Annotated in this window: 19 protein-coding genes; 14 read left to right on the top strand and 5 right to left on the bottom strand. The window is 40.6% G+C overall.

What is annotated here, in order from left to right; all coding sequences use genetic code 11:
* The first annotated feature begins 8 nt into the window (after nt 1-8).
* From KMW37_RS03740 to KMW37_RS03720, 5 genes are all read left to right on the top strand, one after another.
* Nucleotides 9-830 (top strand): polysaccharide deacetylase family protein, encoded by an 822-nt coding sequence (locus KMW37_RS03740; protein ID WP_215223234.1) that lies wholly within the window; start codon nt 9-11, stop codon nt 828-830.
* A 2-nt stretch (nt 831-832) separates the two neighbouring features.
* Nucleotides 833-2,611, top strand: coding sequence for a glycoside hydrolase family 9 protein (locus tag KMW37_RS03735; protein WP_215223233.1), 1,779 nt, complete (start codon nt 833-835; stop codon nt 2,609-2,611).
* 241 nt (nt 2,612-2,852) lie between these two features.
* Nucleotides 2,853-5,807, top strand: coding sequence for a glycoside hydrolase family 3 N-terminal domain-containing protein (locus KMW37_RS03730; RefSeq protein WP_246581316.1), 2,955 nt, complete (start codon nt 2,853-2,855; stop codon nt 5,805-5,807).
* Nucleotides 5,808-5,836: 29 nt separating this feature from the next.
* Complete coding sequence (locus KMW37_RS03725) at nt 5,837-7,669, top strand: outer membrane protein assembly factor BamB family protein (RefSeq protein ID WP_215223232.1); 1,833 nt, start codon at nt 5,837-5,839, stop codon at nt 7,667-7,669.
* 12 nt (nt 7,670-7,681) lie between these two features.
* Nucleotides 7,682-8,974 carry an exo-beta-N-acetylmuramidase NamZ family protein gene (locus KMW37_RS03720; RefSeq protein WP_215223231.1) on the top strand — a complete coding sequence of 431 codons (1,293 nt, stop codon included), beginning with the start codon at nt 7,682-7,684 and terminating at the stop codon, nt 8,972-8,974.
* 59 nt (nt 8,975-9,033) lie between these two features.
* Here KMW37_RS03720 and KMW37_RS03715 read toward each other — a convergent pair whose 3' ends face one another.
* From KMW37_RS03715 to KMW37_RS03700, 4 genes are all read right to left on the bottom strand, one after another.
* The gene (locus KMW37_RS03715) at nt 9,034-10,824 is read right to left on the bottom strand and encodes a glycoside hydrolase family 15 protein (RefSeq protein WP_215223230.1); all 1,791 of its coding nucleotides are present in this window, start codon (nt 10,822-10,824) and stop codon (nt 9,034-9,036) included.
* A gap of 198 nt (nt 10,825-11,022) precedes the next feature.
* Nucleotides 11,023-11,667 (bottom strand): 16S rRNA (guanine(527)-N(7))-methyltransferase RsmG, encoded by a 645-nt coding sequence (gene rsmG / locus KMW37_RS03710; protein WP_215223229.1) that lies wholly within the window; start codon nt 11,665-11,667, stop codon nt 11,023-11,025.
* 211 nt (nt 11,668-11,878) lie between these two features.
* Nucleotides 11,879-12,490, bottom strand: coding sequence for an RNA polymerase sigma factor (locus KMW37_RS03705; protein WP_186757544.1), 612 nt, complete (start codon nt 12,488-12,490; stop codon nt 11,879-11,881).
* Nucleotides 12,481-13,611 carry a glycosyltransferase gene (locus KMW37_RS03700; RefSeq protein ID WP_215223228.1) on the bottom strand — a complete coding sequence of 377 codons (1,131 nt, stop codon included), beginning with the start codon at nt 13,609-13,611 and terminating at the stop codon, nt 12,481-12,483. Before KMW37_RS03700 ends, KMW37_RS03705 begins: the two co-directional genes overlap by 10 nt.
* 133 nt (nt 13,612-13,744) lie before the next feature.
* Between KMW37_RS03700 and tgt the strand changes: the two genes are divergently transcribed.
* From tgt to KMW37_RS03685, 3 genes are read left to right on the top strand one after another with little or no spacing between them, the layout of a single operon-like run.
* Nucleotides 13,745-14,875, top strand: coding sequence for a tRNA guanosine(34) transglycosylase Tgt (gene tgt, locus KMW37_RS03695; protein WP_215223227.1), 1,131 nt, complete (start codon nt 13,745-13,747; stop codon nt 14,873-14,875).
* Complete coding sequence (locus tag KMW37_RS03690) at nt 14,875-15,948, top strand: LptF/LptG family permease (protein ID WP_215223226.1); 1,074 nt, start codon at nt 14,875-14,877, stop codon at nt 15,946-15,948. The genes tgt and KMW37_RS03690 overlap by 1 nt, the downstream gene beginning before the upstream one ends.
* Nucleotides 15,949-15,953: 5 nt before the next feature.
* A complete protein-coding gene (locus KMW37_RS03685) occupies nt 15,954-16,874 on the top strand; it encodes a DMT family transporter (RefSeq protein ID WP_215223225.1) in 921 nt (306 codons plus the stop codon).
* 72 nt (nt 16,875-16,946) lie between these two features.
* On the opposite strand, the gene ispE is transcribed toward KMW37_RS03685, so the two are convergent.
* Nucleotides 16,947-17,759 (bottom strand): 4-(cytidine 5'-diphospho)-2-C-methyl-D-erythritol kinase, encoded by an 813-nt coding sequence (gene ispE, locus KMW37_RS03680; protein WP_215223224.1) that lies wholly within the window; start codon nt 17,757-17,759, stop codon nt 16,947-16,949.
* Between the two features lie 565 nt (nt 17,760-18,324).
* Between ispE and ilvD the strand changes: the two genes are divergently transcribed.
* The 6 genes from ilvD (at nt 18,325) to leuD (ending at nt 25,496) form a co-directional block, all read left to right on the top strand.
* Nucleotides 18,325-20,004: a dihydroxy-acid dehydratase gene (ilvD, locus tag KMW37_RS03675; protein WP_215223223.1), complete on the top strand. Its 1,680-nt coding sequence runs from the start codon at nt 18,325-18,327 to the stop codon at nt 20,002-20,004.
* Nucleotides 20,005-20,061: 57 nt separating this feature from the next.
* A complete protein-coding gene (gene ilvB / locus KMW37_RS03670; protein ID WP_215223222.1) occupies nt 20,062-21,756 on the top strand; it encodes a biosynthetic-type acetolactate synthase large subunit in 1,695 nt (564 codons plus the stop codon).
* Between the two features lie 10 nt (nt 21,757-21,766).
* Nucleotides 21,767-22,270: an acetolactate synthase small subunit gene (ilvN, locus tag KMW37_RS03665; protein ID WP_015265869.1), complete on the top strand. Its 504-nt coding sequence runs from the start codon at nt 21,767-21,769 to the stop codon at nt 22,268-22,270.
* 11 nt (nt 22,271-22,281) lie between these two features.
* Nucleotides 22,282-23,325 carry a ketol-acid reductoisomerase gene (gene ilvC, locus KMW37_RS03660; RefSeq protein ID WP_215223221.1) on the top strand — a complete coding sequence of 348 codons (1,044 nt, stop codon included), beginning with the start codon at nt 22,282-22,284 and terminating at the stop codon, nt 23,323-23,325.
* Nucleotides 23,326-23,481: 156 nt separating this feature from the next.
* Nucleotides 23,482-24,879: a 3-isopropylmalate dehydratase large subunit gene (leuC, locus tag KMW37_RS03655; RefSeq protein WP_215223220.1), complete on the top strand. Its 1,398-nt coding sequence runs from the start codon at nt 23,482-23,484 to the stop codon at nt 24,877-24,879.
* Between the two features lie 20 nt (nt 24,880-24,899).
* Complete coding sequence (gene leuD, locus KMW37_RS03650; protein WP_215223219.1) at nt 24,900-25,496, top strand: 3-isopropylmalate dehydratase small subunit; 597 nt, start codon at nt 24,900-24,902, stop codon at nt 25,494-25,496.
* The last annotated feature ends 76 nt before the right edge of the window (nt 25,497-25,572 follow it).

Here is a 25,572-nt window from a genome sequence, read left to right as displayed (position 1 = left end):
TACTAGGTATGGAAGTAGTTAAAAGCTTATATGGTAATGGCTTATGGAGAAGAAGTATTGTTTTCTTCCTTCCTTACTTCCTTTTTGTTTACCCTATATTGGGTCAGTCTGAAAACAATTTTACCTATTCCCATGGGGCCATTATCCGGGGTGATCAAAGCCAAAAACAAATTGCTTTGGTATTTGCCGGACATGAATATGCTGAGGGAGGAACAGAAATTCTTAATTTCTTAGCTGAATTTAATGTGAAGGCTTCATTTTTCTTTACTGGAGATTTTTACCGAAATCCGGACTTCCAGCACTTGATCAAAAAGATTAATAATCAAAAGCACTATTTGGGTGCCCATTCTGATCAGCACCTCCTTTATTGTGATTGGATGAAAAGGGACAGCTTGCTAATTGACAAGGCTGGATTTATCAAAGATATTGAGGACAATTATAGGGAAATGTCCAAAAGGGGAATTCAAGCTAATAGTGCCCCATACTTTATGCCACCATACGAATGGTATAATGATACCATTAGCAAATGGACCCAAGAAATAGATTTACAATTGATTAACTTTAGTCCAGGGACAAGGTCAAATGCTGATTACACCCATCCTGGCATGTCCAATTATCTCAGCAGTGAAGAGATTTTTAAAAGTATTATGAGTTATGAGGAAAAGGAAGGGTTGAATGGATTTATACTGCTCACGCATATTGGTGTAGGACCGAAAAGAAAGGATAAATTCTATGATTTGCTTCCTGAGTTGTTAGAGCAATTACAAAGTAGAGGATATCAGTTTGTTAGAATTGATCAATTATTGAAACCATCAAAAAATATTAAATAACCATGCTGACCATTTTACTTTATCTGTTTATGTTAAATCCCTTTGTTGCGGGAGCAGAACATGATATTCATATTCGGGTAAATCAATTAGGATATTTACCTGAAGACGTGAAGTCAGCAATAGTATTTAGCAAAAAAGCAGTTCGAGAAAAACTAGTGCTGGTTGACGCTACAAGTGGGGAGGAAGTATTGCAATTTAAGCCCGAAAAGAATAAGGCTGATACCTGGGGAGAGTTCGATTATTATTACACACTTGATTTTTCTGAGATAAAGGATGCAGGCCTATACAGTATAAAAGCGAAGAAATCAGGAGCCAGCTCCAATGTTTTTAGGATCGGTGAGGATGCCTATGGAAATCACCAGGAGACCTTATTGGAATTTATGCGGCAGCAAAGATGTGGTTATAACCCTACTTTGGACATGATATGTCACCAAAGAGATGGGAGATCATTTTTTGGGCCAATGCCAGATAGTAGTTATGTGGATGTAAGTGGCGGTTGGCATGATGCTGGGGATCAACTCAAATACCTTATTACATCGAGTTACGCCACTGCTCATATGCTTATGGCTTATGAAATGTACCCAGAAAGGTTTGATGATCAATTTAATGCTTTGGGACAGGCTGGTAAAAATGGAATCCCTGATGTATTGGATGAGGCTAAATGGGGATTGGATTGGATCTTGAAGATGCACCCGGCACCAGACCAGCTTTTTCACCAAGTGGCAGATGACCGTGACCATAAAGGATTCAAAATCCCGGATGAGGACAATTCAGATTATGGTTGGGGGGCTAATAGCTACAGGCCAGTATATTTTGCTACTGGAAAACCTCAGGGATTACAAAAATATAAAAGTGAGGCGACGGGAGTAGCTAACTTGGCAGGTCGCTGTGCTGCGGCGATGGCCTTGGCGGCAAGAATCTGGCAGGAGGATTTAAATGATCCTGTTTTTGCAGAAAAATGCAAGCAGGCTGCTCTGAGCTTGTATGCTTTAGGAAGAGAGAAGGAAGGTTACCAACAAGGAAATTCCTATTCGGCACCCTACCGCTATAATGAATCCACTTGGGCGGACGATATGGAATGGGGTGCAGCTGAGCTTTATAAGACTACCAAGAACGGTGAATATTTGGAGCAGGCAAAGGCTTATGCCCTGAAAAGTAATACAGCTGATTCCTGGACGGTGGTAGATTCTACGGAGCACTATCGATTATACCCTTTTATCAATATGGGGCATTTTGTATTACATGATTTGGTAGAGGACTCATTCAAGAAGGAGTTGGAAAAGTATTATTTGGAAGGAATACAATATACCCTTCAGCGGGCCAATCAAAATCCCTTTCAAGTGGGAGTGCCCTTTATTTGGTGTTCCAATAATTTAATGACTGGATTGATTACCCAGATAATATTGTATGAAAAAATGAGTGGGGACCAGCAATTTAGTGCTTATCTGGCCAAGCAAAGGGATTGGTTGTTTGGTAGGAACCCTTGGGGAACTTCCATGTTTTCAGGTATCCCAAGTGATGGGGAGTCTCCAGAAAAAGTACATACCAGCCTTTATGTCCTTTTGGGCTTAAAAGTGCCGGGAGGCTTGGTAGATGGTCCCATATATCGTTCCATTTATGATAATTTGATTGGATTGCATTTGGAGGACCCGGACAAGTTCGCCGCCTTCCAAAATGAACATGTTGTCTATCATGACGACGTAGGAGATTATAGCAGCAATGAACCCACTATGGATGGAACTGCAGGGGCCATATTGATGATGGCCCATTGGAGTAGGTAGTGTGATTGGCCATGTCGCCCTTCGACTCCCTGTCCTCCGGAAGGCGGGCGCTCAGGGTGACATCATTTAGAGACATTCAGATTACGAAGAGTAAGATACAAAGTTAAGTTTTGCACTCTGCCCAAGGGGATGCAAAGGTGCTTATTGCAAAAAGTTTACCTTGTCATCCTGAGCGGATCTGTCTAAGCACCAGGTGGAGTAGAGTGGTTATTAGAAAAGGAAATAGTTAACTGATTATAAAATGAAATACAATTTACTAAAGAGAGGGTTGATGGGCTTGTTGTTTGCTGGAATTGGCCTGCAGGCTATGGGGCAACAGGATTCAGTTGCTTCAAAAATCCCTTTTTTGAAGCAAGAAAGTCATTGGGCCGATTCGGTTTTCCAGACTATGAGCCCTGAAGAAAGAATCTCGCAGCTGATCATGATTCCGGTTTATTCAAATAGAGACAGGGCGCATGAGGATTCTATAGCCAGTTTAGTGGAAAAATATGAAGTGGGCGGTTTGATATTTTTTCAAGGCGGTCCAGGCAGGCAAGCAAGTATGACCAATCGCTACCAAAAGATAAGCAAGGTTCCCATGATGATTTCAATAGATGCAGAGTGGGGCTTGGGTATGCGTTTGGACAGTACCATGAGTTTTCCTTACCAAATGGCCCTAGGGGGAATAGAGGATGAAAGTTTGATTTATGAGATGGGAGCGGAGATAGCTCGGCAGGCCAAGCGCATTGGCATCAATGTGAACTTTGCCCCAGTAGTGGATATAAATAATAATGCCAATAATCCAGTGATAGGCTTTAGATCTTTTGGGGAGGACAAGGAAAATGTGACATCCAAAGCCATGGCCTATATGAATGGGATGCAAGATGAACATGTCTTAGCCAATGCAAAGCACTTCCCCGGACATGGAGATACCAATGTGGATTCCCATTATGGTTTACCATTGATCAGCTTTTCCAGAGAAAGGCTTGAGGAAGTGGAATTATATCCCTTCAGAAAACTAATGAAAAATGGGTTGGGCAGTGTAATGGTAGCCCATATGAATATTCCAGTGTTGGATGATACTCCTAATTTGGCCTCTACACTTTCCAAACCTATAGTAACCGATTTGCTTAAAGGGGAAATTGGTTATGAGGGATTGGTATTTACAGATGCTTTGAATATGCAGGGGGTGGCCAAATTCTACCCTCCTGGGATAGTGGATGTAAAAGCATTGCTGGCCGGAAATGATATGTTGTTGAATACTATGGATGTGAAAACAACCATTAGTGAAGTGAAGAAAGCCATTGAAAATGGAGAGATCACGCAAGAAGAGATCGATCGGAGGGTGATGAAGGTGTTGAAGGCCAAGGCTTGGTTGGGACTGGATGAGTGGAAGCCTGTAGAGATGGAAAATATTTTTGAGGATATCAACAGCTCAAAAGCCCATAATCTCAACAGAAGATTGGTGGAGGCTTCCATCACTTTGCTGAGAAATAAAGAGGAAGTGTTGCCCATCAAGGGACTTGCTGAAGAGAAACTGGCATTTTTGGCTATTGGAGCGGAGGACGAAACTGCTTTCCAAAAAGGCTTGTCCCGATATGTGGAGGCAGATGAGTTGTTCCTTTCCAAAGAAGCTGGCTTAGAGGAGCTGATCGAATTGAAGGATAAATTAAAGCAATACAGTAAAGTCATTGTTGGGGTTCATAATTTAGGCTTAAAGGCCAGTGTGAAAAACTTTGGAATTACCGCAGAGATGAACGTGTTTCTTAAGGAGTTGATCCAAGAAGTACCCACCATCGTCAGTGTGTTTGGGAATGTTTACAGCTTGGACAAATTCGAAGGAATTGAAAACGCAGATGCTTTGCTAGCTACCTATCAGGAGTCAGATTTGACCCAGGATGTGGCTTCGCAGCTGATTTTTGGAGGAGTAGGAGCTAAGGGCAAATTGCCTGTAAGCATTTCTTCCCATTTTAAAATCGGTGATGGATTGACCACTAAGGGAGGGCTTAGATTGTCCTATGTAGAGCCTGAAGCAGTAGGGATAGACAGTAAAGATTTGCAAGGAATCGCAACATTGGTCCATCAGGCAATTGATGAAAAGGCCATTCCCGGGGCAACTGTTTTAGTAGCAAAAGATGGAAAAGTCTTCTATCAAAATTCTTTTGGCTATCATACCTACGAAAATGAAATTCCGGTTCAGGACAATGATCTTTTTGATATTGCTTCTGTTACCAAAATCAGTACTTCATTGGCGGCCTTGATGAAGTTAAAGGGGGAAGGCAAATTCGATGAGAACAATACTTTGGGAACTTATTTACCTATGGCCAAAGGAACCAATAAGGAAGATTTGATATACACGGATATTCTGACACATCAAGCGGGTTTAAAGTCTTGGATAGCTTTTTGGCAAAGTACAGTTAAGAAAAACGGAAAATTCAAGTGGGCGACATTTAAAGACCATCAAAACAAGAGGTTTCCGATAAAAGTAGCCGATAATTTATACATCCACAGAAAGTACGCGGATAAGATTTATAAGGAAATAATGAATTCTCCGGTAAGTGATGAGAAGAAATACGTTTACAGTGATCTTTCCTTTATTTTGGCTCCAAAGGTGATAGAGAATATTACTGGAGAAGATTTTGAGCCTTATCTGAAAGATGGGATTTATAGCCATTTGGGCGCAAGTACTTTGACCTTTAATCCATATAAAGATTATCCAGCAGATCGTATTGTTCCTACAGAGTATGATAGTTTGTTCCGTAAGCAGTTGCTTTCTGGAACAGTCCACGATGAGGGAGCGGCCATGCTAGGTGGTGTCAGTGGCCATGCTGGACTGTTTGGGGATGCCAACGATTTGGCCAAATTGATGCAATTATACCTTAATGATGGTACTTATGCAGGAGAAACTTTGATCAAAGGCAATACGGTTAGTGAGTATGGGAAATGTAAATTTTGCCCAGATAATTTTAGGGCCTTGGGCTTCAATAGACCTTCTAAGCCAGGTGATCCAAAAGGCAATTCAGCACCAAGTGCCCCTGAAAGCAGTTTTGGCCATACAGGATTTACGGGTACCTATGCTTGGGTAGATCCAGAAAATAAATTGGTATATGTATTTCTATCCAATAGGGTTTACCCCACGCGTGAAAACACTAGGCTTTATCAGCTGAATACCAGAACTAATGTGATAGAGGTAGTATATCAAGCTTTGAAGAAATAGACTAAGTAACAACCATAAAATCCTAAATCATGAAAAAGTTACTGGCATTGCTCCTTGCAATGCAGATAGGGGTAGTATATGCCCAAAACTTCAAGTTTGCCTTTGTTACAGATACACATATCAATGATGCCAATCCTATTCCAAGTGAGGATTTGAGATTGACTGTTGAGGATATTAACAGCTTGGAGGGAATTGATTTTGTGCTGCTCACCGGGGATATCACTGAAATGGGTACAGATTCCGAGATTAAAATGGCCTATGATATTATCAGTCAACTGAAAGTACCATTTTTTATTATTCCTGGAAATCACGACACTGGTTGGTCCGAATCAGGAGGAGTAAGTTTTATCAGGGAATTTGGCTATGATAAGTTTGCTTTTGAACATAAGGGATACAAGTTTATCGGAACCGCTTCTGGTCCTTATGTGAGGATGTCTGATGGACATATTCCCAGGGATGCGGTAGTTTGGATGGATTCTGTTTTGGCGGCCACTCCAAAAGATCAGCGGATTATCAATGTGAACCATTATCCTCTGGATAATAGCTTGGACAATTGGTTTGAACTGACAGATAGGTTAAAGCGATATAATACCCAATTTTCCATTTGTGGCCATGGACATCGCAACAAAAACTATGACTTTGAAGGAATTCCTGGTGTCATGGGAAGGTCAAATCTTCGAGCCAAAGACGAGGTTGGAGGCTACAATATAGTGGAAATCAATGAGGATACAGCTTATTTCTCTGAGAGAACCCCTGGCCAAACAACCATGGAGCCTTGGAGGAAAGTAGCATTGGGAAATAGGGGGGTTGAGGATAATAGTTTTGAAAGGCCGGATTTCAGTATTAATGAAGACTATCCGGAAGTAAATAAAAGGTGGAGCTATCATAGCGATGCCAATGTGATTTCAACTCCATTGGTAACTGATGATTTGGTAGTTTATGGGAATAGCTTGGGAAAGGTAGAAGCCCTTTCCAGGGTAACTGGTGAGCTGAAGTGGAGCTTTCAAACGGGGGGAGGAATATTTTCTTCACCTTCAATACATAAGAAACAGCTCGTGTTTGGGTCTGGGGATGGTTTTGTCTATGCCTTGAGTCTGAAAAATGGTAAGGTGATATGGAAAACAAAAACAGGGGCCTCGGTCTTAGGTTCTCCAGCCATTGAAAACGGTGTGGTTTATATAGGAGGCAGCGATGGTCAATTCCGGGCTTTGAATGCCAAAGATGGAAAAGAGATTTGGGCTTATGAGGGGCTAGGAGGCCCAGTAGTAAGTAAGGCCTTGGTGTATAATGGAAAGGTTTATTTTGGCGCTTGGGATAAATATTTCTATGCCTTGGACCAGAAAGATGGAGGCCTAAGTTGGAAATGGTCTAATGGCTCCCCAAATAGAATGTATTCTGCCGCTAGTTGCATTCCAGTTGCCCATGATGGTGTTGTCTATATTGTAGCTCCTGATCGTTATATCACTGCTCTGAATGCAGAGAGTGGGGAGCTGTTTTGGCGCAGCAATGAGGCAACTGTCAGAGAATCAATTGGGATTTCTGAAGATGGAAATTGGGTCTATGGAAAGACCATGAATGATGAAATTGTAGCATTTAAAACAGGTAAGGAAAAAGCGTCTCTAGCCTGGCAACTGGATTGTGGCTTTGGGTATGAGCATGTCCCATCGATGTTGATCGAAAAAGATGGAGCGGTTTTCTTTGGTACCAAAAACAGCACGGTGTATAGTATTGATCCCAATAAAAGGGAAGTCAATTGGGCGCATAAGGTGGATAATTCCATGGCCAATACAGTCAGTGTAGTGGATGCACATTCTTTGGTTGTAGCCACTATGGATGGAAAAATCGAGTTTTTAGAATTTTAAGAATAAAACATAATGATAGGAAAACATAGAATTATAAGGATTGCAATAATATGTCTGGTTGGGATAGTCGGATATTCCTGTGATAATAAGGCTAAGGAAGAGAAAGGTCAATTGAAGGAAGAAACACTAACAAGAGTAGTTATAGGTGCGGAAAGGCTTTTTGAGCCAGATTATTTTTCCATGATAGAGGGAAAGAAAGTAGCATTGGTTACCAATCATACTGGTTTATTGCCTGATGGAAGACATTTGGTAGATGTGCTATATGAAAATAAAAAGGTTGATTTGACCTTACTTTTTGGCCCTGAACATGGGATTCGTGGAGAGGAAGATAATCATGTGTCCGATGGTGCGGATAGTGGTACAGGTCTGCCGGTAATATCATTATATGGAAAAGTACGAAAGCCCAGTGCTGAGATGCTGGAAGGGATTGAGGTAATTATTTTTGATATCCAGGATATTGGCGCCCGTTTCTATACCTATATCGCCACCATGAACCATGTACTGGAAGCTGCTGCTGAAAATGATATTCCATATTTGGTCTTGGATAGACCGAATGCGATAGGAGGTGTTTATGTGGATGGCCCAGTTGGGGAACTCCAAAAGGAACCTGTTGTAGGTGTTGACCAGTTGCCAGTAGTTCATGGTATGACCGTTGGGGAGTTGGTTAATATGTTTAATGAAGAAAGGTCAAAGAAGGGGTTGAAAAAGGCTGATTTGACCGTAGTGAAAATGGAACATTATGATCGGAATAAATGGTATGATGAAGCCGGTCTACCTTGGATCAAGCCCTCTCCAAATATGTTGACTTTAACTACTGCAGCTCTTTATCCCATGACCTGTTTATTGGAAGGAACTAATATGTCAGAGGCTAGAGGGACTTTGCACCCTTTTGAGCATATTGGGGCAACTTGGGTAGATGGAAAAGCCTTGGCAGACAAGTTGAACGGTTACCAATTGGAGGGGGTAGAATTCATTCCGAGTCAATTTACTCCAGAAGAAGTAGTGGATGGAATTAAAATTTACCCGCCGAAGTTTTTGGGAGAGCAATGCGAAAGTGCTTTTATAAAGGTCACCAATAGAGATGATTTTGCTTCTGCCCAAGCAGGTGTTTATATGATGAAGGCTTTGTATGAATTGTACCCAGAAAAACTGGAGTGGAAAGCTGCTAGGATGGATCGTTTGATGAAAACCCCTTCAGTTAGAGAGGGAATATTAAATGGAGAAAATCCTGCGTCCATTATTCAGCAGTGGTCAGAGGGATTGGCCTATTTCAAAAAAGTCAGGTCATGTTATTTGCTTTACTAATGAGCTTGTTTTATAAAACAATAAAAAACTCCGCTGATAATTTCAGCGGAGTTTTTTGCTTATAAGAAGTTTGGTCTGTCCAGCTTTTGGCCAATCCTGTAGGCTGCATTCATCAGGCCTACATGGCTATATGCTTGAGGGAAATTGCCCCATTGCGAGCCTGTCTTATGGTCTACATCTTCAGAGAACAGCTGAAGGTGATTACAGTATTTGGTCAGTGTTTCGAAACCTTCAACAGCCTCATCCAGCCTGTTGACACATGCCAGTGCTTCAATATACCAGAATGCACAAATAAGGAAGGTAGTCTCAGGTACACCAAAGTCATCCATATGCTTATATCTGTAGAAGAGGTAATCCTTAGCAAGTAGGTCCTTTTCAAGCATCTTAAGGTGATTGTTGGCTCTTTCGATGTCACTGCCAAAATACCCCATGGTGATCAACTGTAAGGTGCTGGCATCCATGTTTTTGGTGCCAATAGCCTGCGAATAGGCTTTCATTTCAGGTACATAGCAGGCTTCGATTTTTTCTATGGATTTTAGGCGTAAATCTTCTGCCTTGGCCCTCATTTTATCATCGCCCATTCTATCGGCAATTTTGATTGCTGCACAGCTTCCGGCCCAATGGAAGATAAAGGTATAACAATGTTCCTGAGCCAGGTTTCTGAATTCCCATAGGCCAGCATCCTTTTCATTCATGGTTTCCTCTATTTTATCCAAGAGATTATAGATGAAGGGAGCTGAGTGACTTTTTTCTGATTCAATGAATCTTTTATCCGCATAAAGCGGCAATAAGCTTACCAATACCTGACCGTAAAGGTCGTTTTGGATATGGGTATAGGCCTGGTTTCCAAATCGCACGGGCTGATTGCCCAAATAACCTGACAGGTTACTCAGTTCTTCTTCCAATAGGGCAGATCCAGTGATGGAATAGAGAGGTTGGTACCTGCCATTGGCATTGGTAGGAAGATTTTGAATGAATTCAAAATAGCGCTCTAGCTCTTGGAAATGACCTAGGGAATTAAATACATTCAAAGTGTAATAGCTATCTCTGATCCAGCAGTATCTATAATCCCAATTTCGGGTAGAGCCTGGTGATTCGGGTAAACTTGTAGTGGAGGCAGCGATGATCGCTCCTGTGTCCTCAAACTGGTGAATCTTTAAAGCCAGTGCCGAGCGAACTACCAGTTTCTGATAAAAGTGGGGAATACTGGTGGACTTGATCCATTCTCTCCAATATTGGGTAGTAGCCTGGAGGAATCTTTCAGCGGTACTTTCAACTGGGGCTTCCAAGGGTTGTCCATAGGTGAAAAACAGGTATATAGGTCTCTGCAACCTAAATGCCATATCTTCAATAATATAGTTTACAGAACAATTGGCCGTAAGCCTTACTTCCTGTTCTGCACCAAGATATTCAATATGGTTGCTGCTCATGGAAGGTTTTAATGCTTTCTCGCCTCTGTTGGTTACGGGTTTACAGTTGATTTTGATTTTGGGTTCCCCTTTGATAGGCACCACTTTTCTCACGACCATCAATGGTTTATGGTACCGGTCAAAATTGTGGAACCTAGGGGCAAAGTCTGTTACCGAATAGGCTTCTTCACCATTGTCGAGATTGATAGTGGTTCTTAGGATATTAGTGTTTTCCAAATATTCTTGTTCGGAAGAAAAACTACTGTTTTCCGGAAGAATATTGAATTCACCTCCTTTTTCCTTATCCAGCATGCTGCCAAATATAAAATCACTGTCAAACCTTGGAAAGCACAACCAACTGATATTGGTGTTTTTTTCAATGTGGGCGATGTAAGCACAGTTACCGATGAGTCCGGTACCGTAATGATGTGTTTTATTCATAATCAATAGTTGAATGGTATAAAAAGTGAGCGGCTATTCTGGAATAGTTTTGAAGATAGTAAAAAAAGAAAAGTCGAAAAACACAATTTTGGCATTTTTTATACTAAAAGTCGATAATTAGGGTAAAAAAAAGATTGATTTTATGAAAAAAATGTAACTGCCCACAAAATCAGGTTTTATGGGCAGGGTAATGGTTTATTATCTTTTCCCTTCAAATGGCACATAAATTACCTTTTTGGTTTCAAAGAAGTCTTCTTTGAAATAGTCATCCAAGTGATAGGTGACATAAGAGATATCTAGTTCTTCCATTTCCTCATCTACCTCTCCACCTTTGAGGTAGAGAATGCCATTTTGGAATTCATTGAAGTCTTCTTTTTTAAACTTCCCTTTTACCCAGGGGTAGAAATTGGCCATTCTGGTTACCGCGCGGCTGACAATAAAATCATATTTTCTTTGCAGTGATTCGGCGCGGACCTGCTGGGCCTCTACATTACTTAGTTTTAGACTCTTTGCAATATCCTTAACGACTGTGATTTTTTTACCTATGGAATCCACCAAATGGAAGTTGGTTTCAGGAAAGAGTATGGCCAATGGAATACCTGGAAAACCTCCTCCAGTTCCAATGTCCAGCACCCAAGTGCCTGGTTCGAAATTCATGACCTTAGCAATGCCCAGAGAGTGGAGTACATGGTGGATATAAAAAGCATCCATGTCCTTCCTGCTGATTACATTGATTTTTTGGTTCCAATCCCGGTAAAGGTCTCCTAGCGCACTAAACTGCTCTTTTTGTTTGTCTGATAGATCAGGGAAATATTTTAAAATCAGGTCTAATTCCTGGTTCATAGCCTTTGTTTGTTATTTGCTCTTAGAATCAGGCAAAGATAAGGCTTTCATGCTAATGTTGATAATATTGCTTCATGCAATAGCTGATAAAAGGATGGACAGGAAGGTTAAGTCAAGAGAGGTAATAGAAAAGGCTGGTCTGGATTGTGAATCCAGACCAGCCTTTTGTCTTTTATCTAGCGTCTTATGTCTTAAATCTAAGGTCTAGCCTCTAAATATGCTTGTCCTTCCCTTGGGCAATTTCATAGAGTAATTCCCTTGACCGGTGCAACTGGGCTTTTACAGTACCAAGAGGTTTGTCCAGTTCTTGGGCAATTTCATCATAGGAAAGCTCATCGAAATACCTCAGTTTTACCAGTTTTCTATATTTAGCAGGAAGCTTGTCCACAAAAATCCTTACCATCTCAATTCTTTGGCTTTTGATGAATTCATCTTGAGGGTTATTGTCATCATCTTCCACATCTATATTGACAGAATTTCCACCGTCATCAGTAAGGGTATTGTTCAAACTCATGGTCTTGAGTTTTTTCTTACGGATAAAATCAATGGTGTTATTGGTGGCGATCCTAAAAAGCCAGGTACTAAAAGTATAATCCTTTTTGAATTTATGCAGGTTACGGAACGCTTTGGCAAAGGCTTCCATGGTCAGGTCTTCAGCATCATCTGCATCACGGATCATTTTTAGGATCATGAAGTAGACGGCCTTCTTATACCGTTTCATTAAAGTTGCATATGCTTGCTGGTCTTTTTGATCTACTGCTTTGTCAATTAAGTCAAAATCTTCTAGCGCCTTGTCTGAGAACCCTCTTTCGTTTATTTCCATCTAACTGTTTTTGATAGGTAACCTTTTGCCCCAATAATCCAAAAATAACTTAAATACATTAAATCGAAAAACATCGTCCAGAACACTTTTTGATGTCCTTCTATTTTCCTTATTGCACCGTTAATAGTGGAAAACTGGAGTATTGCCCTTATAACTATAATACTAATAATTATGGCAATTGGTTCCCATTGCCGAACAATACCCAACAAAGCTATTGCTGCAGTCCAAAAAAACAAATGACTAATCGCATAAATACCTATTTTGGCTTTATCAGTGGTCTTATAATATTTTCCGGTTTGAAAATGTCTCTTTTTCTGAATATAATACTCCTTGAAAGTTTTCTTTGGAATAGAACGTGTAATACTATCAGGGTGTATAACTACTGAAGTGTTTTTTCTTCCGGCGTATTTATTTATATAGAGGTCATCATCTCCGCCGAGGATCTTCCACAAATCTTTGAACGCCTTTTTATCCATGAAAAATTGCTTGCGATATGCCAAGTTTCTTCCTACGCCCATAAATGGTGCTTTCCAAAGAGCAAAAGAGAAATATTGGATAGCGGTAAACCATGTTTCGTATTGGATAAGTGCGTTCAGAAACCCCTTGGCTTTTTCATAGCCTCCATAGCCTAAGGCAAAGATTTTGTTTTCGTTACGGATCGGGTGGGTCATCCTTCTGATCCAGTTTTCAGATACTGGGCAACAATCAGCGTCCGTAAGCAAAAGCACATCATATTTGGCCACTTTTATGCCCAGCGTGAGCGCATATTTCTTCGGAGTGACATGGTCAGGAGTATAATTGACAGTAACTGTTCTAAGCTGCGGGTAATCAGACATCATCCTTTCTAGCAAGAACCTTGAATCATCATTTGAGCGGTCATTGACTACCAAAACTTCATATAAGGGGTAATTTTGTTTGAAAAGCTCTGGGATAAGCTTTTTTAGGTTTTGTTCCTCATTTCGAGCAGCTATGATAATGCTCACACCTTCTTGGTTTTGATTTAGGTCAGGATTGGCCTTTTCCCGGTAAAAGAAACTTAACCTGCCGTATATAAAAATTAAATAAATTAATTGAATTAATGTTGCTGCCCCTAAAATGAGCCACAGAAAATTGACGATCATGCGTTGTTTAGTTACAGCGTAAAGATAAAATCAAAAACAGCAACTCTTTTAAGGATAAGCTTATATTTTTGTGCTTGATTTGATAACTAAATCATAACATGGTCGTTTTGATCGTGTTTGAAAAGAAAAATAAATGAAATTCATTCTCGAAAATAAAGACGAAAAGAGTAAAGCCCGGGCAGGTGTTGTGAAGACAGATCACGGGGATATACAGACACCTATATTTATGCCTGTGGGAACAGCGGGTTCAGTAAAGGCAGTTCATCAAAGGGAGCTGACCTATGATATCAAGGCCCAGATCATATTGGGAAATACCTATCATCTTTATTTACGACCTGGTTTGGATATTTTGGAAAAGGCCGGTGGTCTGCATAAATTCAATGGTTGGAGCAAGCCTATTCTTACAGATAGTGGAGGATATCAGGTATTTTCTTTGGCAGGTACAAGGAAGATTACAGAAAAAGGGGTGTTGTTCAAGTCCCATATAGATGGTTCCAAGCATAAGTTTACGCCTGAAAACGTGATGGATATTCAGAGGTCCATTGGAGCGGATATTATTATGGCTTTTGATGAATGTACGCCTTATCCTTGCGAATATGGTTATGCGCGTGAATCCATGGATATGACCCACCGATGGCTGAAACGTTGCATTGAACAAGTGGATAGTACCGAAGGTAAATACGGGTACAACCAGACCTTATTCCCTATTGTGCAAGGGAGTGTCTATAAGGACCTGAGAAAGCAATCCGCAGAATTTATAGCTTCCTGTGAGAGGGATGGAAATGCAATTGGCGGACTTTCTGTAGGCGAACCGGCTGAGATGATGTATGAAATGACTGAGTTGGTGACGGATATTTTGCCTAAGGACAAGCCAAGGTACTTGATGGGGGTAGGTACTCCTGCCAATATTTTGGAGTGCATAGCTTTGGGAGTGGACATGTTTGACTGTGTGATGCCAACAAGGAATGCAAGGAACGGGATGTTATTTACTTCTGAAGGGATCATGAACATGAGGAATGAAAAGTGGAAGGATGATTTTTCTCCTATTGATCCTAATATCAATAGTTATGTAAGTAACTTTTATTCCAAGGCTTATTTGAGGCACCTGACCATAAGTAAGGAAATTTTAGCTGCTCAAATTGCCAGTATTCATAATTTGAGTTTTTACCTTTGGTTGGTAGGAGAAGCTCGTGAAAAGATCAAGTCAGGGGAGTTTTCTACTTGGAAAGATATGATGGTTAAAAAAGTCAGCAGGAGATTATAATGAAATTACTGGATAAACTTATTATTAAAGATTTTCTCAAAACCTACTTTTTTGTGGTTTTGATGTTGATCATGATTGTCTTGGTATTGGATTTTACCGAGAAAAATGATGCGTTTATCCGTAATGAAGTTCCTACTTCTGAGATCCTAGAGTACCTGTTTAATTATGGCCTTTATTTGAATAACTTGCTTACCCCCATTACGGTCTTTATTTCTGTGATTTTCATTACTTCCAGAATGGCAGGAAGAACGGAGATCGTAGCAATATTGAGCAGTGGGGTGAGCTTTATGAGGATGTTAGTTCCTTTTTTAATGGGAGCTTCCTTGATTGCTGTTGCCAGTTTTCTTTTGAATGGCTGGGTTTTGCCAGGGGCTACAGAAGGGGTTTATGAATTTAAAAGGGAGTATCTAAAAGACGATAGCCAGTATAATTATCAAAATTTACATGTCAAAGTAGCTCCTGATGTGTATGCCTATATTTCTAGGTATTATACCGGGCCAAAAACCGGCTATGCCTTTACTTTGGAGCATATCAAGGATGGACAGCTTTTGTCGAAACTTTCAGCGGATAGGATTGTGTGGGATACAACAGCCAATGCCTGGGAGGTAAGAAACTGGAAGCTCAGGGAGCTTCAGGAGATGGGAGAAAAATATACTGTGGGAGAAAAAATGGATACAGTACTTTCCATATCTCCGGATGATTTTGATCTTCCGCCAAATCATCATGAAACCCTGATACTTCCTGAACTCAGTAAGCAAATTAAGGTTTTGGAGGATCGTGGGGCAGATAATGTGAGCTTTTATAAGATAGAGCGCTATGTGCGGTTTATGTCTCCTTTTGCGGCCATTATTCTAACATTTATAGGAGTAATAGTTTCCTCCAAAAAGACCAGGGGAGGCTCGGGCTTTAAGATCGCTTTGGGTTTCTTATTGGCCTTTATTTATATCATCTTGTTTTTGCTTTCAAGGACCTTTGCAGAGGCGGGGACTTCCTATCCCTTGTTTGCAGTGTGGTTGCCTAATATTATTTTCGCAGCAACAGGAATGGTAATGTATAAGACAGTTCCTAGATAAATTATATGAAAGCCGGAAGCGTCAAGGATTATGTAATGCTTCATTTCATTGTTTTGATTTGGGGTTTTACAGCTATTTTGGGCTTGCTGATCAGTATACCTGCAGTTGAAATTGTCTTTTACAGGACTTTAATGGCTACGGCCATACTGGGAGTGGTTTTTGCTTTCCGGAAGAGGCATATCAAGCTTCCTTTAAATGAATTGGCCAAAGTGGTAGGGACAGGAGGTTTGATTGGAATGCATTGGATATTGTTCTTCGGAGCGGCCAGAATTTCCACTGCTTCTGTTTGTCTTGCTGGCATGGCAACCTGCTCACTTTGGACTGCTTTTATTGAGCCTTGGGTCAATAAGGTGAAAGTAAAGTGGTATGAGGTAGTTTTGGGGATAATGGTGCTTGGAGGCTTGTATGTTATTTTTAGCTTTGAACTTCTGTATTGGGAAGGGCTTTTGATGGCTGTGGGATCAGCATTTCTAGGAGCCTGCTTTACTGTGAGTAATGGTAGGCTTACCCAAAAACATTCTCCTTATCTGATTACTTTTTACGAGATGCTGGGAGCATGTGTTTTTACTGTATTATTTATGCCGGTTTATGTTAATTACTTTGCTGAAAACGGTTCTCTGCAGATGAATCCAAGTTTGGGTGATTGGTTCTGGCTGTTCTTATTGAGTGGTGTATGTACAGTATATGCTTTTTCCGTTTCTGTGGAACTGATGAAAAGACTGAGCGTGTTTGTGATTAATTTAACGGTCAATTTGGAGCCAGTTTATGGTATTGTTTTGGCAGTTTTGATTTTTGGAGAAAAGGAGCAGATGACTCCTGGGTTTTATTTTGGAACTCTGATCATTCTTGCATCGGTAGGCATGTATCCAGTATTTAATTATTTTTACAAAAGGAGAAAGAACAAGCAATTACTTAGGGTTCAATAAGTAGTTGTAGTTCCATATATTATGCCCCTGGTTTGGCCTTAAAGGCAAGCCTAGGGCATAAAATTCCTTGACTTAAAATTTAAGTTCCCCTCTAAATGTGAAGTAGTTGTCTGGCCATTCGCTTAGGTCGGGTTCTTTTTCGAAGAGTCCAAATACAGTTGATCCAGAACCCGACATGGCAGCGTAAAACGCACCTTGGTTGTAAAGACTTTCTTTTATTTGGGCGATAGCAGGGTGTTTAGGGAATATACTTGCCTCAAAATTATTTTTTAGTTGTTCACGCCAAAGAGATCTGTCTGCTAATGTCTTCTTAAGATCAAATTCGGGTGATTTTGGTTGTATACTTGCATAGGCTTCTTTGGTGCCAATGTGAATTTGAGGGTTGACCAAGGCAATCCAGCAACCTTCAAGATCAAGTTTCACAGGTTCTAATATTTCCCCTCTACCTGTAGCGATCTTGGGAGTATTTTCAATAAAGAGAGGGCAGTCACTTCCCAGTTGTGCTGCATAATCTTCCAGAAACCAATCTTCCAAGTGGAGGTCAAAAAGGCTGTTCATCATTTTGATGGCAAATGCACCATCAGCAGAGCCACCACCAAGTCCTGCTCCCATGGGAATGGCCTTATGAAGATGGATTTTGATATGAGGTAGTTCATTGAAGTCCTTTCTAAGTAATTTCAGCGCTTTGAGGATGATATTGTCCTGTTCTTTTCCCGGAATTGTAAGTCCTGTGCTGGTGTAGCTGGTCTTCTCAGCAGTAGAAATTTCTAAGGCATCATATAGAGGAATGGGGATCATGCAGGTTTCAATGTCATGATAGCCATCTTTTCTTTTTTTTGTAATGTATAGGCCAAGATTGACCTTGGCATTGGGGAATTGTATCATATCAATATGCAAAAGGATTCATCTTGCAAATCTATCAAAAACAGGGTATAAATTTCGGAACCTTTGCTTTATGTTATTTATAAATTTTGAATGAATGCTTGAATAATTGTCAAAACATTGGTTGGTGGGCTGTTGAGTAGGTAAAATTTTAACATAAATTAAAGAAAATTAAAAATCAGAAGAAAATTCTGAAAATTGAATAAATGTTTTTTTTATAAAAGATAAAAGAGGGTAATACCTAAATAAGGTGTTTCATATTCCTGTGATTGAGCGGATTTGCAATAGTTTAATTTTTGATTCAATTTAAAAAAAGAAATAAAATATTGTAAGTCTCAATTTAGGGTTTTACTTTTGTAGAGCAATAATAAAAAGTGAAGAACAGAAACCACTAAACACACTAATAAACATGTTCAGAATAGTTAGCGTCATTAACCTTATCGTCATTCTCATTTTCAACTGTAAGTGAGGCGCTAAACTATTGTTAAAACATCCATAAAGCAATAAAGTGCCTCATCCCATGAGGCACTTTTTTTTATAAAGGTAATAACAGAATATTAGGTATAATATGAGTGATTTAAAGAAATATAGTTGGGAAATCAGTGATAATGAGGAGAATCCAGCAGCAATGGCAATGTTGTATGCCACAGGTATCAGTGATGAAAAAATGAAGCAGCCTTTTGTAGGTGTAGCAAGTTGTGGTTATGAAAGTAACCCTTGTAATATGCACCTCAATAGTTTTGCTGAGGTTATCAAAAAGTCAACAGACAAAGAGAAACTTTCAGGCTTTGTTTTTAATACTATAGGGATTTCTGATGGTGAGTCTATGGGTACTTCTGGTATGAAGTATAGTCTTCCTTCAAGAGAGGTGATAGCAGACTCTATAGAATCTTTTATTCTTGGACACTCTTTTGATGGTGTTGTGACTATCCCTGGTTGTGATAAGAACATGCCAGGTGTGGTGATGGGAATGCTTCGCATCAATCGCCCCGGTATAATGGTTTTTGGTGGAACCATCCGTTCGGGAAATTATAAAGGTGAGAAATTAAATATTGTTTCTGCATTTGAGGCCTATGGTAAGAAAATCAACGGGCAGATCTCAAGCGAAGATTATATGGGTGTGATCAAAAATGCCTGTCCAGGTGCTGGTGCTTGTGGAGGTATGTACACTGCCAATACCATGTCTTCAGCAATTGAAACAATGGGCTTATCCTTACCATACAGTTCTTCAAATCCAGCGACTTCCAAAGAGAAGCGTGAAGAATGTGAGAACATTGGAAAGTATATCAAACAACTTTTGGCTTTAGATATCAAGCCTAAAGATATTATTACCCGCAAGAGTCTTGAAAATGCAGTTCGAGTAACTGTAGCCTTGGGGGGGAGTACCAATGCAGCGTTGCACATATTGGCGATTGCCAGGACGGCTGGAGTAGATTTTAACCTTGAAGATTTCAAGCGTATCAATGCTGAAACTCCTGTATTGGGTGATTTTAAGCCAAGTGGTAAGTTTATGATGGAAGACCTTTATGATATGGGTGGCCTTCCAGCATTCTTGAAATACTTCTTAAATGAGGGGTTGCTTCATGGAGACTGTATGACTGTTACAGGTAAAACATTGGCGGAAAACCTTGCTGATGTGGAACCGGTAAAAGTTTCTAAGGAAAGCGTGATTCACCCGTTGGACAATCCTATCAAGGAAACTGGTCACCTTTGTGTGCTTCATGGTAACTTGGCACCTGAAGGATCGGTAGCTAAGATTTCTGGTAAAGAAGGTAAGTCCTTCACTGGAGCAGCGAGGGTATATAATAGTGAAGAAGAGGCCAATGAGGCCATGAAGAATAGAGAGGTTCAAAAAGGAGATGTAGTGGTGATTCGCTACGTTGGACCTAAGGGTGGACCTGGTATGCCAGAAATGTTGAAGCCTACTTCTATTATTATAGGAGGTGGACTTGGATCAGATGTGGCATTGATCACTGATGGTAGGTTCTCAGGAGGAACTCACGGATTCGTAGTAGGGCACGTTACCCCAGAGGCTTATATGGGTGGTCCAATCGGTTTGATCCAGGACGGAGATAAGATCACTATCGATGCTGAGACATTGGAAATCAATGTAGACCTTAGCGATGAGGAATTAGCAGAAAGAAAAAAGACTTGGAAGAACAAAGACTTAAGTCATCTTCAAGGAACGTTAAAGAAATATGTCCAATTGGTGTCTACTGCGTCTGAGGGTTGTGTTACTGACAAATAGTAAGACAATAGACCAACCGACATAAGACTTAAACCTCAAATATAATTTATAATACACATGAAAGATTCGAGAATCAGAGGAGCTGAGATCGTAATCAAATCTTTGGTGGCCGAAAATTCTGAGTATATTTTCGGTTATCCTGGGGGTGCCATCATGCCAGTTTATGATGCACTTTATGATTACGCGGACCAAATCAAGCATGTACTGACCAGACATGAACAGGGAGCTATCCATGCCGCACAAGGCTATGCACGAGTCTCTGGTAAAGTCGGGGTTTGTATGGCTACTTCAGGGCCAGGCGCTACTAACCTGATCACAGGTATAGCAGATGCCATGATTGATAGTACTCCTCTGGTCTGTATTACAGGGCAGGTTGCTTCACCGCTTTTGGGTACAGATGCATTTCAGGAAACTGATGTAGTGGGTTTTTCAATGCCAGGGACTAAATGGAATATCCAGGTTCGTAGAGTTGAGGATATTGCTCCAGCTATAGCCAAAGGTTTTCATATCGCAAGATCAGGCAGGCCAGGGCCAGTACTGATTGACATTACAAAGGATGCTCAAAATGACTTGGGTGAATTCAATTATGTTCCTTGCTTGGGTATCAGGTCTTACAGGCCATATCCAAAAGTGAAGGAATCTCAAGTGGCCAAAGCTGCTGAGGTAATTAATTCGGCCAAAAAACCTTATGTGCTTTATGGGCAGGGGGTTGTTATTGGAAAAGCAGAAGAAGAGCTAAAGGCATTTTTGGATAAAACCGGTATTCCTGCTGCCTGTACATTATTGGGGTCAGGAGCCTTAAGTGAGGACCATCCTCAATATGTAGGTAAGTTAGGAATGCATGGAAACTACGCCCCTAATTTATTGACCAATCAATGTGATGTATTGATTGCCATTGGGATGAGGTTTGATGACCGTGTAACAGGTGATTTGAAACGATATGCCAAGCAAGCAAAAGTGGTTCACTTAGAGCTTGATAATGCAGAGATCGATAAAAATGTAAAGGCTGAAGTAGCTATTTTGGGTAACTGTAAGGAGAGCTTGCCAATGCTGACCCAGAAGGTTAATGAAAATAGCCATGAGGAATGGTTGAAGGAGTTTAGGAAGCTGGAGGAGAAGGAAAAGAGTGCGGTGGTTTCTTTGGATCTTTTGCCTACCAAATCAGGCTTGACTATGGGAGAGGTTATCCGTTATATCAATGATTATAAAAAGGATGATGCCATTCTGGTAACGGATGTAGGCCAGCACCAAATGATTGCCTGGAGATACTTCAAGTATAAAACTTCAAGAACTCAGGTGACTTCTGGAGGTTTAGGGACGATGGGTTTCAGTTTGCCCGCAGCCTTGGGTGCACAATTGGCAGACCTTAACCGTCAGGTAGTTTGTGTTGTAGGTGATGGTGGTATACAAATGACCATTCAGGAGTTAGGTACCATTATGCAAACACAAAGCCCCGTTAAAGTGGTGTTGTTGAACAATAACTTTCTAGGAATGGTAAGACAGTGGCAACAGTTGTTCTTCGATAAGCGTTATTCATTTACTGAATTGGATAACCCCGATTTTATCAAGATTGCTGAAGCCTATAATATGAAAACCTCTAAAGTTACTGAAAGAGATGATCTCAGGGATTCCGTAGCAGAGATGATGATCCATGATGGTCCTTACTTCCTGGAAGTAGTGGTGGAAAAAGAGGATAATGTATTCCCAATGATCCCTACAGGATGTTCAGTAGAAGAAGTTAGATTAAGCTAAGCCACATTTTATGAATCGATATACAGTATCCCTTTTTACGGAGAATTTCATTGGTATTCTTAATAGAGTGACTTTGATCTTCACTAGAAGAGGAGTGAATATAGACGCCCTTACTGCTTCAGAAAGTAAGGAAGATGGTGTTCATAGAATCACCATAGAGGTAACGACAACTGAGGACCAGGTCATTCAGATTGTTAAGCAAACCGAAAAAATAATTGATGTCATCAAATCCTTTTACTATAAGGATGATGAGGTCGTTTATCAAGAGATCGCTCTTTATAAAATTCCTATCAGCAGTCTTGATCCAGGCTTGGAAAAAGTCATCAGGCAGTACAATGCCAGGATCATTTCAGCAGAGAAGGAGTTTGTAGTGATCGAAATGACAGGCCATAAAGAGGACACTAAAGCACTGCTGGAGATTTTGAAGGATTTCAACATCCTTGAATTTGCCAGATCAGGCAGAGTGGCCGTGGCCAAACCAATGGGAACAATTGAACAATATTTGAATAATTAAAACTAGAAACAATGAAACTGAAATTCGGAACAGTTGAAGAAGATGTAGTAACAAGAGAAGAATTTCCTCTTGAGAAAGCCAGAGAAGTACTTAAAGACGAAGTGATTGCTGTATTGGGCTACGGTGTACAAGGTCCAGGTCAAGCACTTAACTTGAAAGATAATGGTTTTAATGTAATCGTTGGCCAGCGTAAAGGTTCCAAAACTTGGGACAAGGCTGTAGCTGATGGTTGGGTTCCTGGTGAAACACTATTTGAATTGGAAGAAGCCTGTGAAAAAGGTACTATTCTTCAGTTCTTGCTTTCTGATGCAGGTCAGATCGCTCTTTGGCCAACTGTAAAGAAACACCTTACTCCAGGTAAGGCATTGTATTTCTCTCACGGTTTCGGTGTGACTTACAATGACCAAACTGGTATCATCCCTCCAAAGGATGTTGATGTGATTTTGGTTGCTCCTAAAGGTTCTGGTACTTCTTTGAGAAGAATGTTTGTAGAAGGTAGAGGATTGAACTCTTCTTTCGCGATCTACCAAGACGCTACTGGTAAAGCTAGAGAAAGAGTTATTGCTTTGGGTATCGGAGTAGGTTCTGGATACTTGTTCGAAACTGATTTCTACAGAGAAGTAACTTCTGACCTTACAGGTGAGAGAGGTACTTTGATGGGAGCTATCCAAGGTATTTTCGCTGCTCAGTACGAAGTATTGAGAGAGAATGGTCACTCTCCTTCTGAGGCTTTCAACGAGACTGTTGAAGAATTGACTCAGAGTTTGATGCCATTGGTAGCTGAGAACGGTATGGACTGGATGTATGCTAACTGTTCTACTACTGCACAAAGAGGTGCTTTGGATTGGTGGAAGCCGTTCAGAGATGCATCTAAGCCAGTATTCGAAGATCTTTACAAGAGCGTTAAAGATGGTAAGGAAGCTGCTAAATCTATCGAGTCTAACAGTAAGTCTGACTACAGAGTGAAGTTGGAAGAGGAATTGAAAGAGTTGAGAGAATCTGAGATGTGGCAAGCTGGTGCTACTGTACGTAAGTTGAGACCAGAGAACAACTAATAACACTTAAGGAAAGCTTCGGGAATTATATGAATACAATAAGGTGTTGAAATAAGACGAGAAACTTTCCTGAAAGAAAATTCGGGAGGAATAGGAGAAAGAGATAACTCTGATTCCTATTCCTTCTGGACTTTATGACGATTGACAACAGAAGCGATGGAAAAGAAAACATTATTTGACAAAGTATGGGACGCGCACGTTGTGAAGTCAGTCCCTGACGGACCAGACGTGTTTTTCATAGATAAGCACTTTATCCATGAAGTAACCAGCCCAGTAGCCTTTCTAAACCTTGAAAAAAGAGGAAACAAAGTACTCTTCCCTGAAAGAACAGTAGCTACACCAGATCACAATGTACCAACAATAGATCAGGACAAAACCATTAAGGACAAACTTTCCCGTATGCAGGTAGAAAAGCTGCGTGAAAACTGTAATAAATATGGGATTGAACTTCATGACCTAGGTACTGACCACCATGGTATCGTTCACGTTATCGGGCCAGAATTGGGGATTACCCAGCCAGGTATGACGATTGTATGTGGAGATAGCCATACTTCCACCCACGGGGCTTTCGGAGCAATTGCTTTCGGAATAGGTACCTCTGAGGTTGAAATGGTATTTGCTTCACAATGTATCATGCAGTCTAAGCCTAAGCGCATGAGAATTACTGTTGATGGTGAGCTGAACAAGGGAGTTACTTCAAAGGATATCATTCTTTACATCATCTCTAAAATCTCTGCCAGTGGTGGAACTGGATATTTTCTTGAATATGCTGGCTCAGCAATCCAAAGCTTAAGCATGGAAGCAAGGATGACCATCTGTAATATGAGTATCGAGATGGGTGCTCGTGGTGGTTTGATTGCTCCTGATGAAACAACATTTAATTACCTAAAAGGTAAAGAACATGCACCAAAAGGTGAAGATTGGGACAAAGCAGTAGCTTACTGGAAGACCCTTAAAACCGATGAAGGCGCAGAATTTGACTTGGAGTACAAATATGATGCAGCGGACATTGAGCCGATGATCACTTATGGTACCAACCCTGGAATGGGGATCAAGATCAAAGATAATATTCCTACCACTGAAGGCATGGAAGGAAGCAACAAGAAGACTTATATCAAGTCGCTTGACTATATGGGTTTTGCGCCTGGTGAGCCTATCAAAGGCAAAAAGATTGATTATGTATTCGTAGGTAGCTGTACTAACGGTCGTATCGAAGATATTCGTGCAGTAGCTGAGTTTGTGAAAGGCAAGAAGAAAGCGGATAATATCACTGCTTGGATTGTTCCTGGATCAAGAGAGGTAGAGAAACTGGCGATCAAAGAAGGCTTGGTTGATATCTTGGAAGAAGCAGGATTTAAGCTGAGACAACCTGGTTGCTCTGCGTGTCTTGCTATGAATGATGACAAGATTCCAGCAGGAAAGTATGCAGTATCTACTTCAAACAGAAACTTCGAAGGTCGTCAAGGGCCTGGAGCTAGAACCCTTTTGGCTTCTCCTTTGACTGTGGCAGCAGTAGCCATTACTGGTGAAGTAACCGATCCACGCGAAGTATAATCATTTAAAATCGATCAAAAATGGCTTACGATAAGTTTAATATATTAAAAAGCACCGTGGTCCCATTGCCAACTGAAAATGTGGATACGGATCAAATCATTCCTGCAAGGTTCTTGAAAGCTACTGAAAGAGCAGGTTTCGGCGATAACTTGTTCAGGGATTGGAGATATGATAGTGAAGGAAATCCTAAAGCGGACTTCGTGCTTAATGACGCAACTTACGCTGGTAAGGTGTTGGTAGCAGGAAAAAACTTCGGTTCAGGATCAAGTAGAGAGCATGCTGCTTGGGCCATCTATGATTATGGCTTCAGATGTGTGGTTTCTAGCTTCTTTGCGGATATCTTCAAAAACAACTCATTGAATGTAGGGATTCTTCCGGTGACGGTAAGTCCGGAGTTTTTGGAAGAGATTTTTGCGGAAGTAGAAAAGGATCCAAAAACAGAAGTAGAAGTTGATATTGATGCGCAGAAAATCACCTTATTAAGTACCGGTACTTCTGAATCATTTGATATCAATACCTATAAGAAGGAAAACATGAAAAATGGCTTTGATGATATCGATTACCTATTGAACATCAAAGAGGATATCGTTGCTTTTGAATCAAGTAAGCAACAATAGGTAGAGACAGGAAGTTTGATTCATGCCATGACTCTGTGTCATGGCATGAATGTTCGTTCAAGGAAGCGATTGACTT

The organism is Echinicola shivajiensis (assembly GCF_018642165.1).
In the GTDB taxonomy this organism is placed as follows: domain Bacteria; phylum Bacteroidota; class Bacteroidia; order Cytophagales; family Cyclobacteriaceae; genus Echinicola; species Echinicola shivajiensis.
The sequence above is the reverse complement of the archived record's forward strand: the minus strand, read 5'-3'. Positions and strand labels throughout refer to the sequence as shown.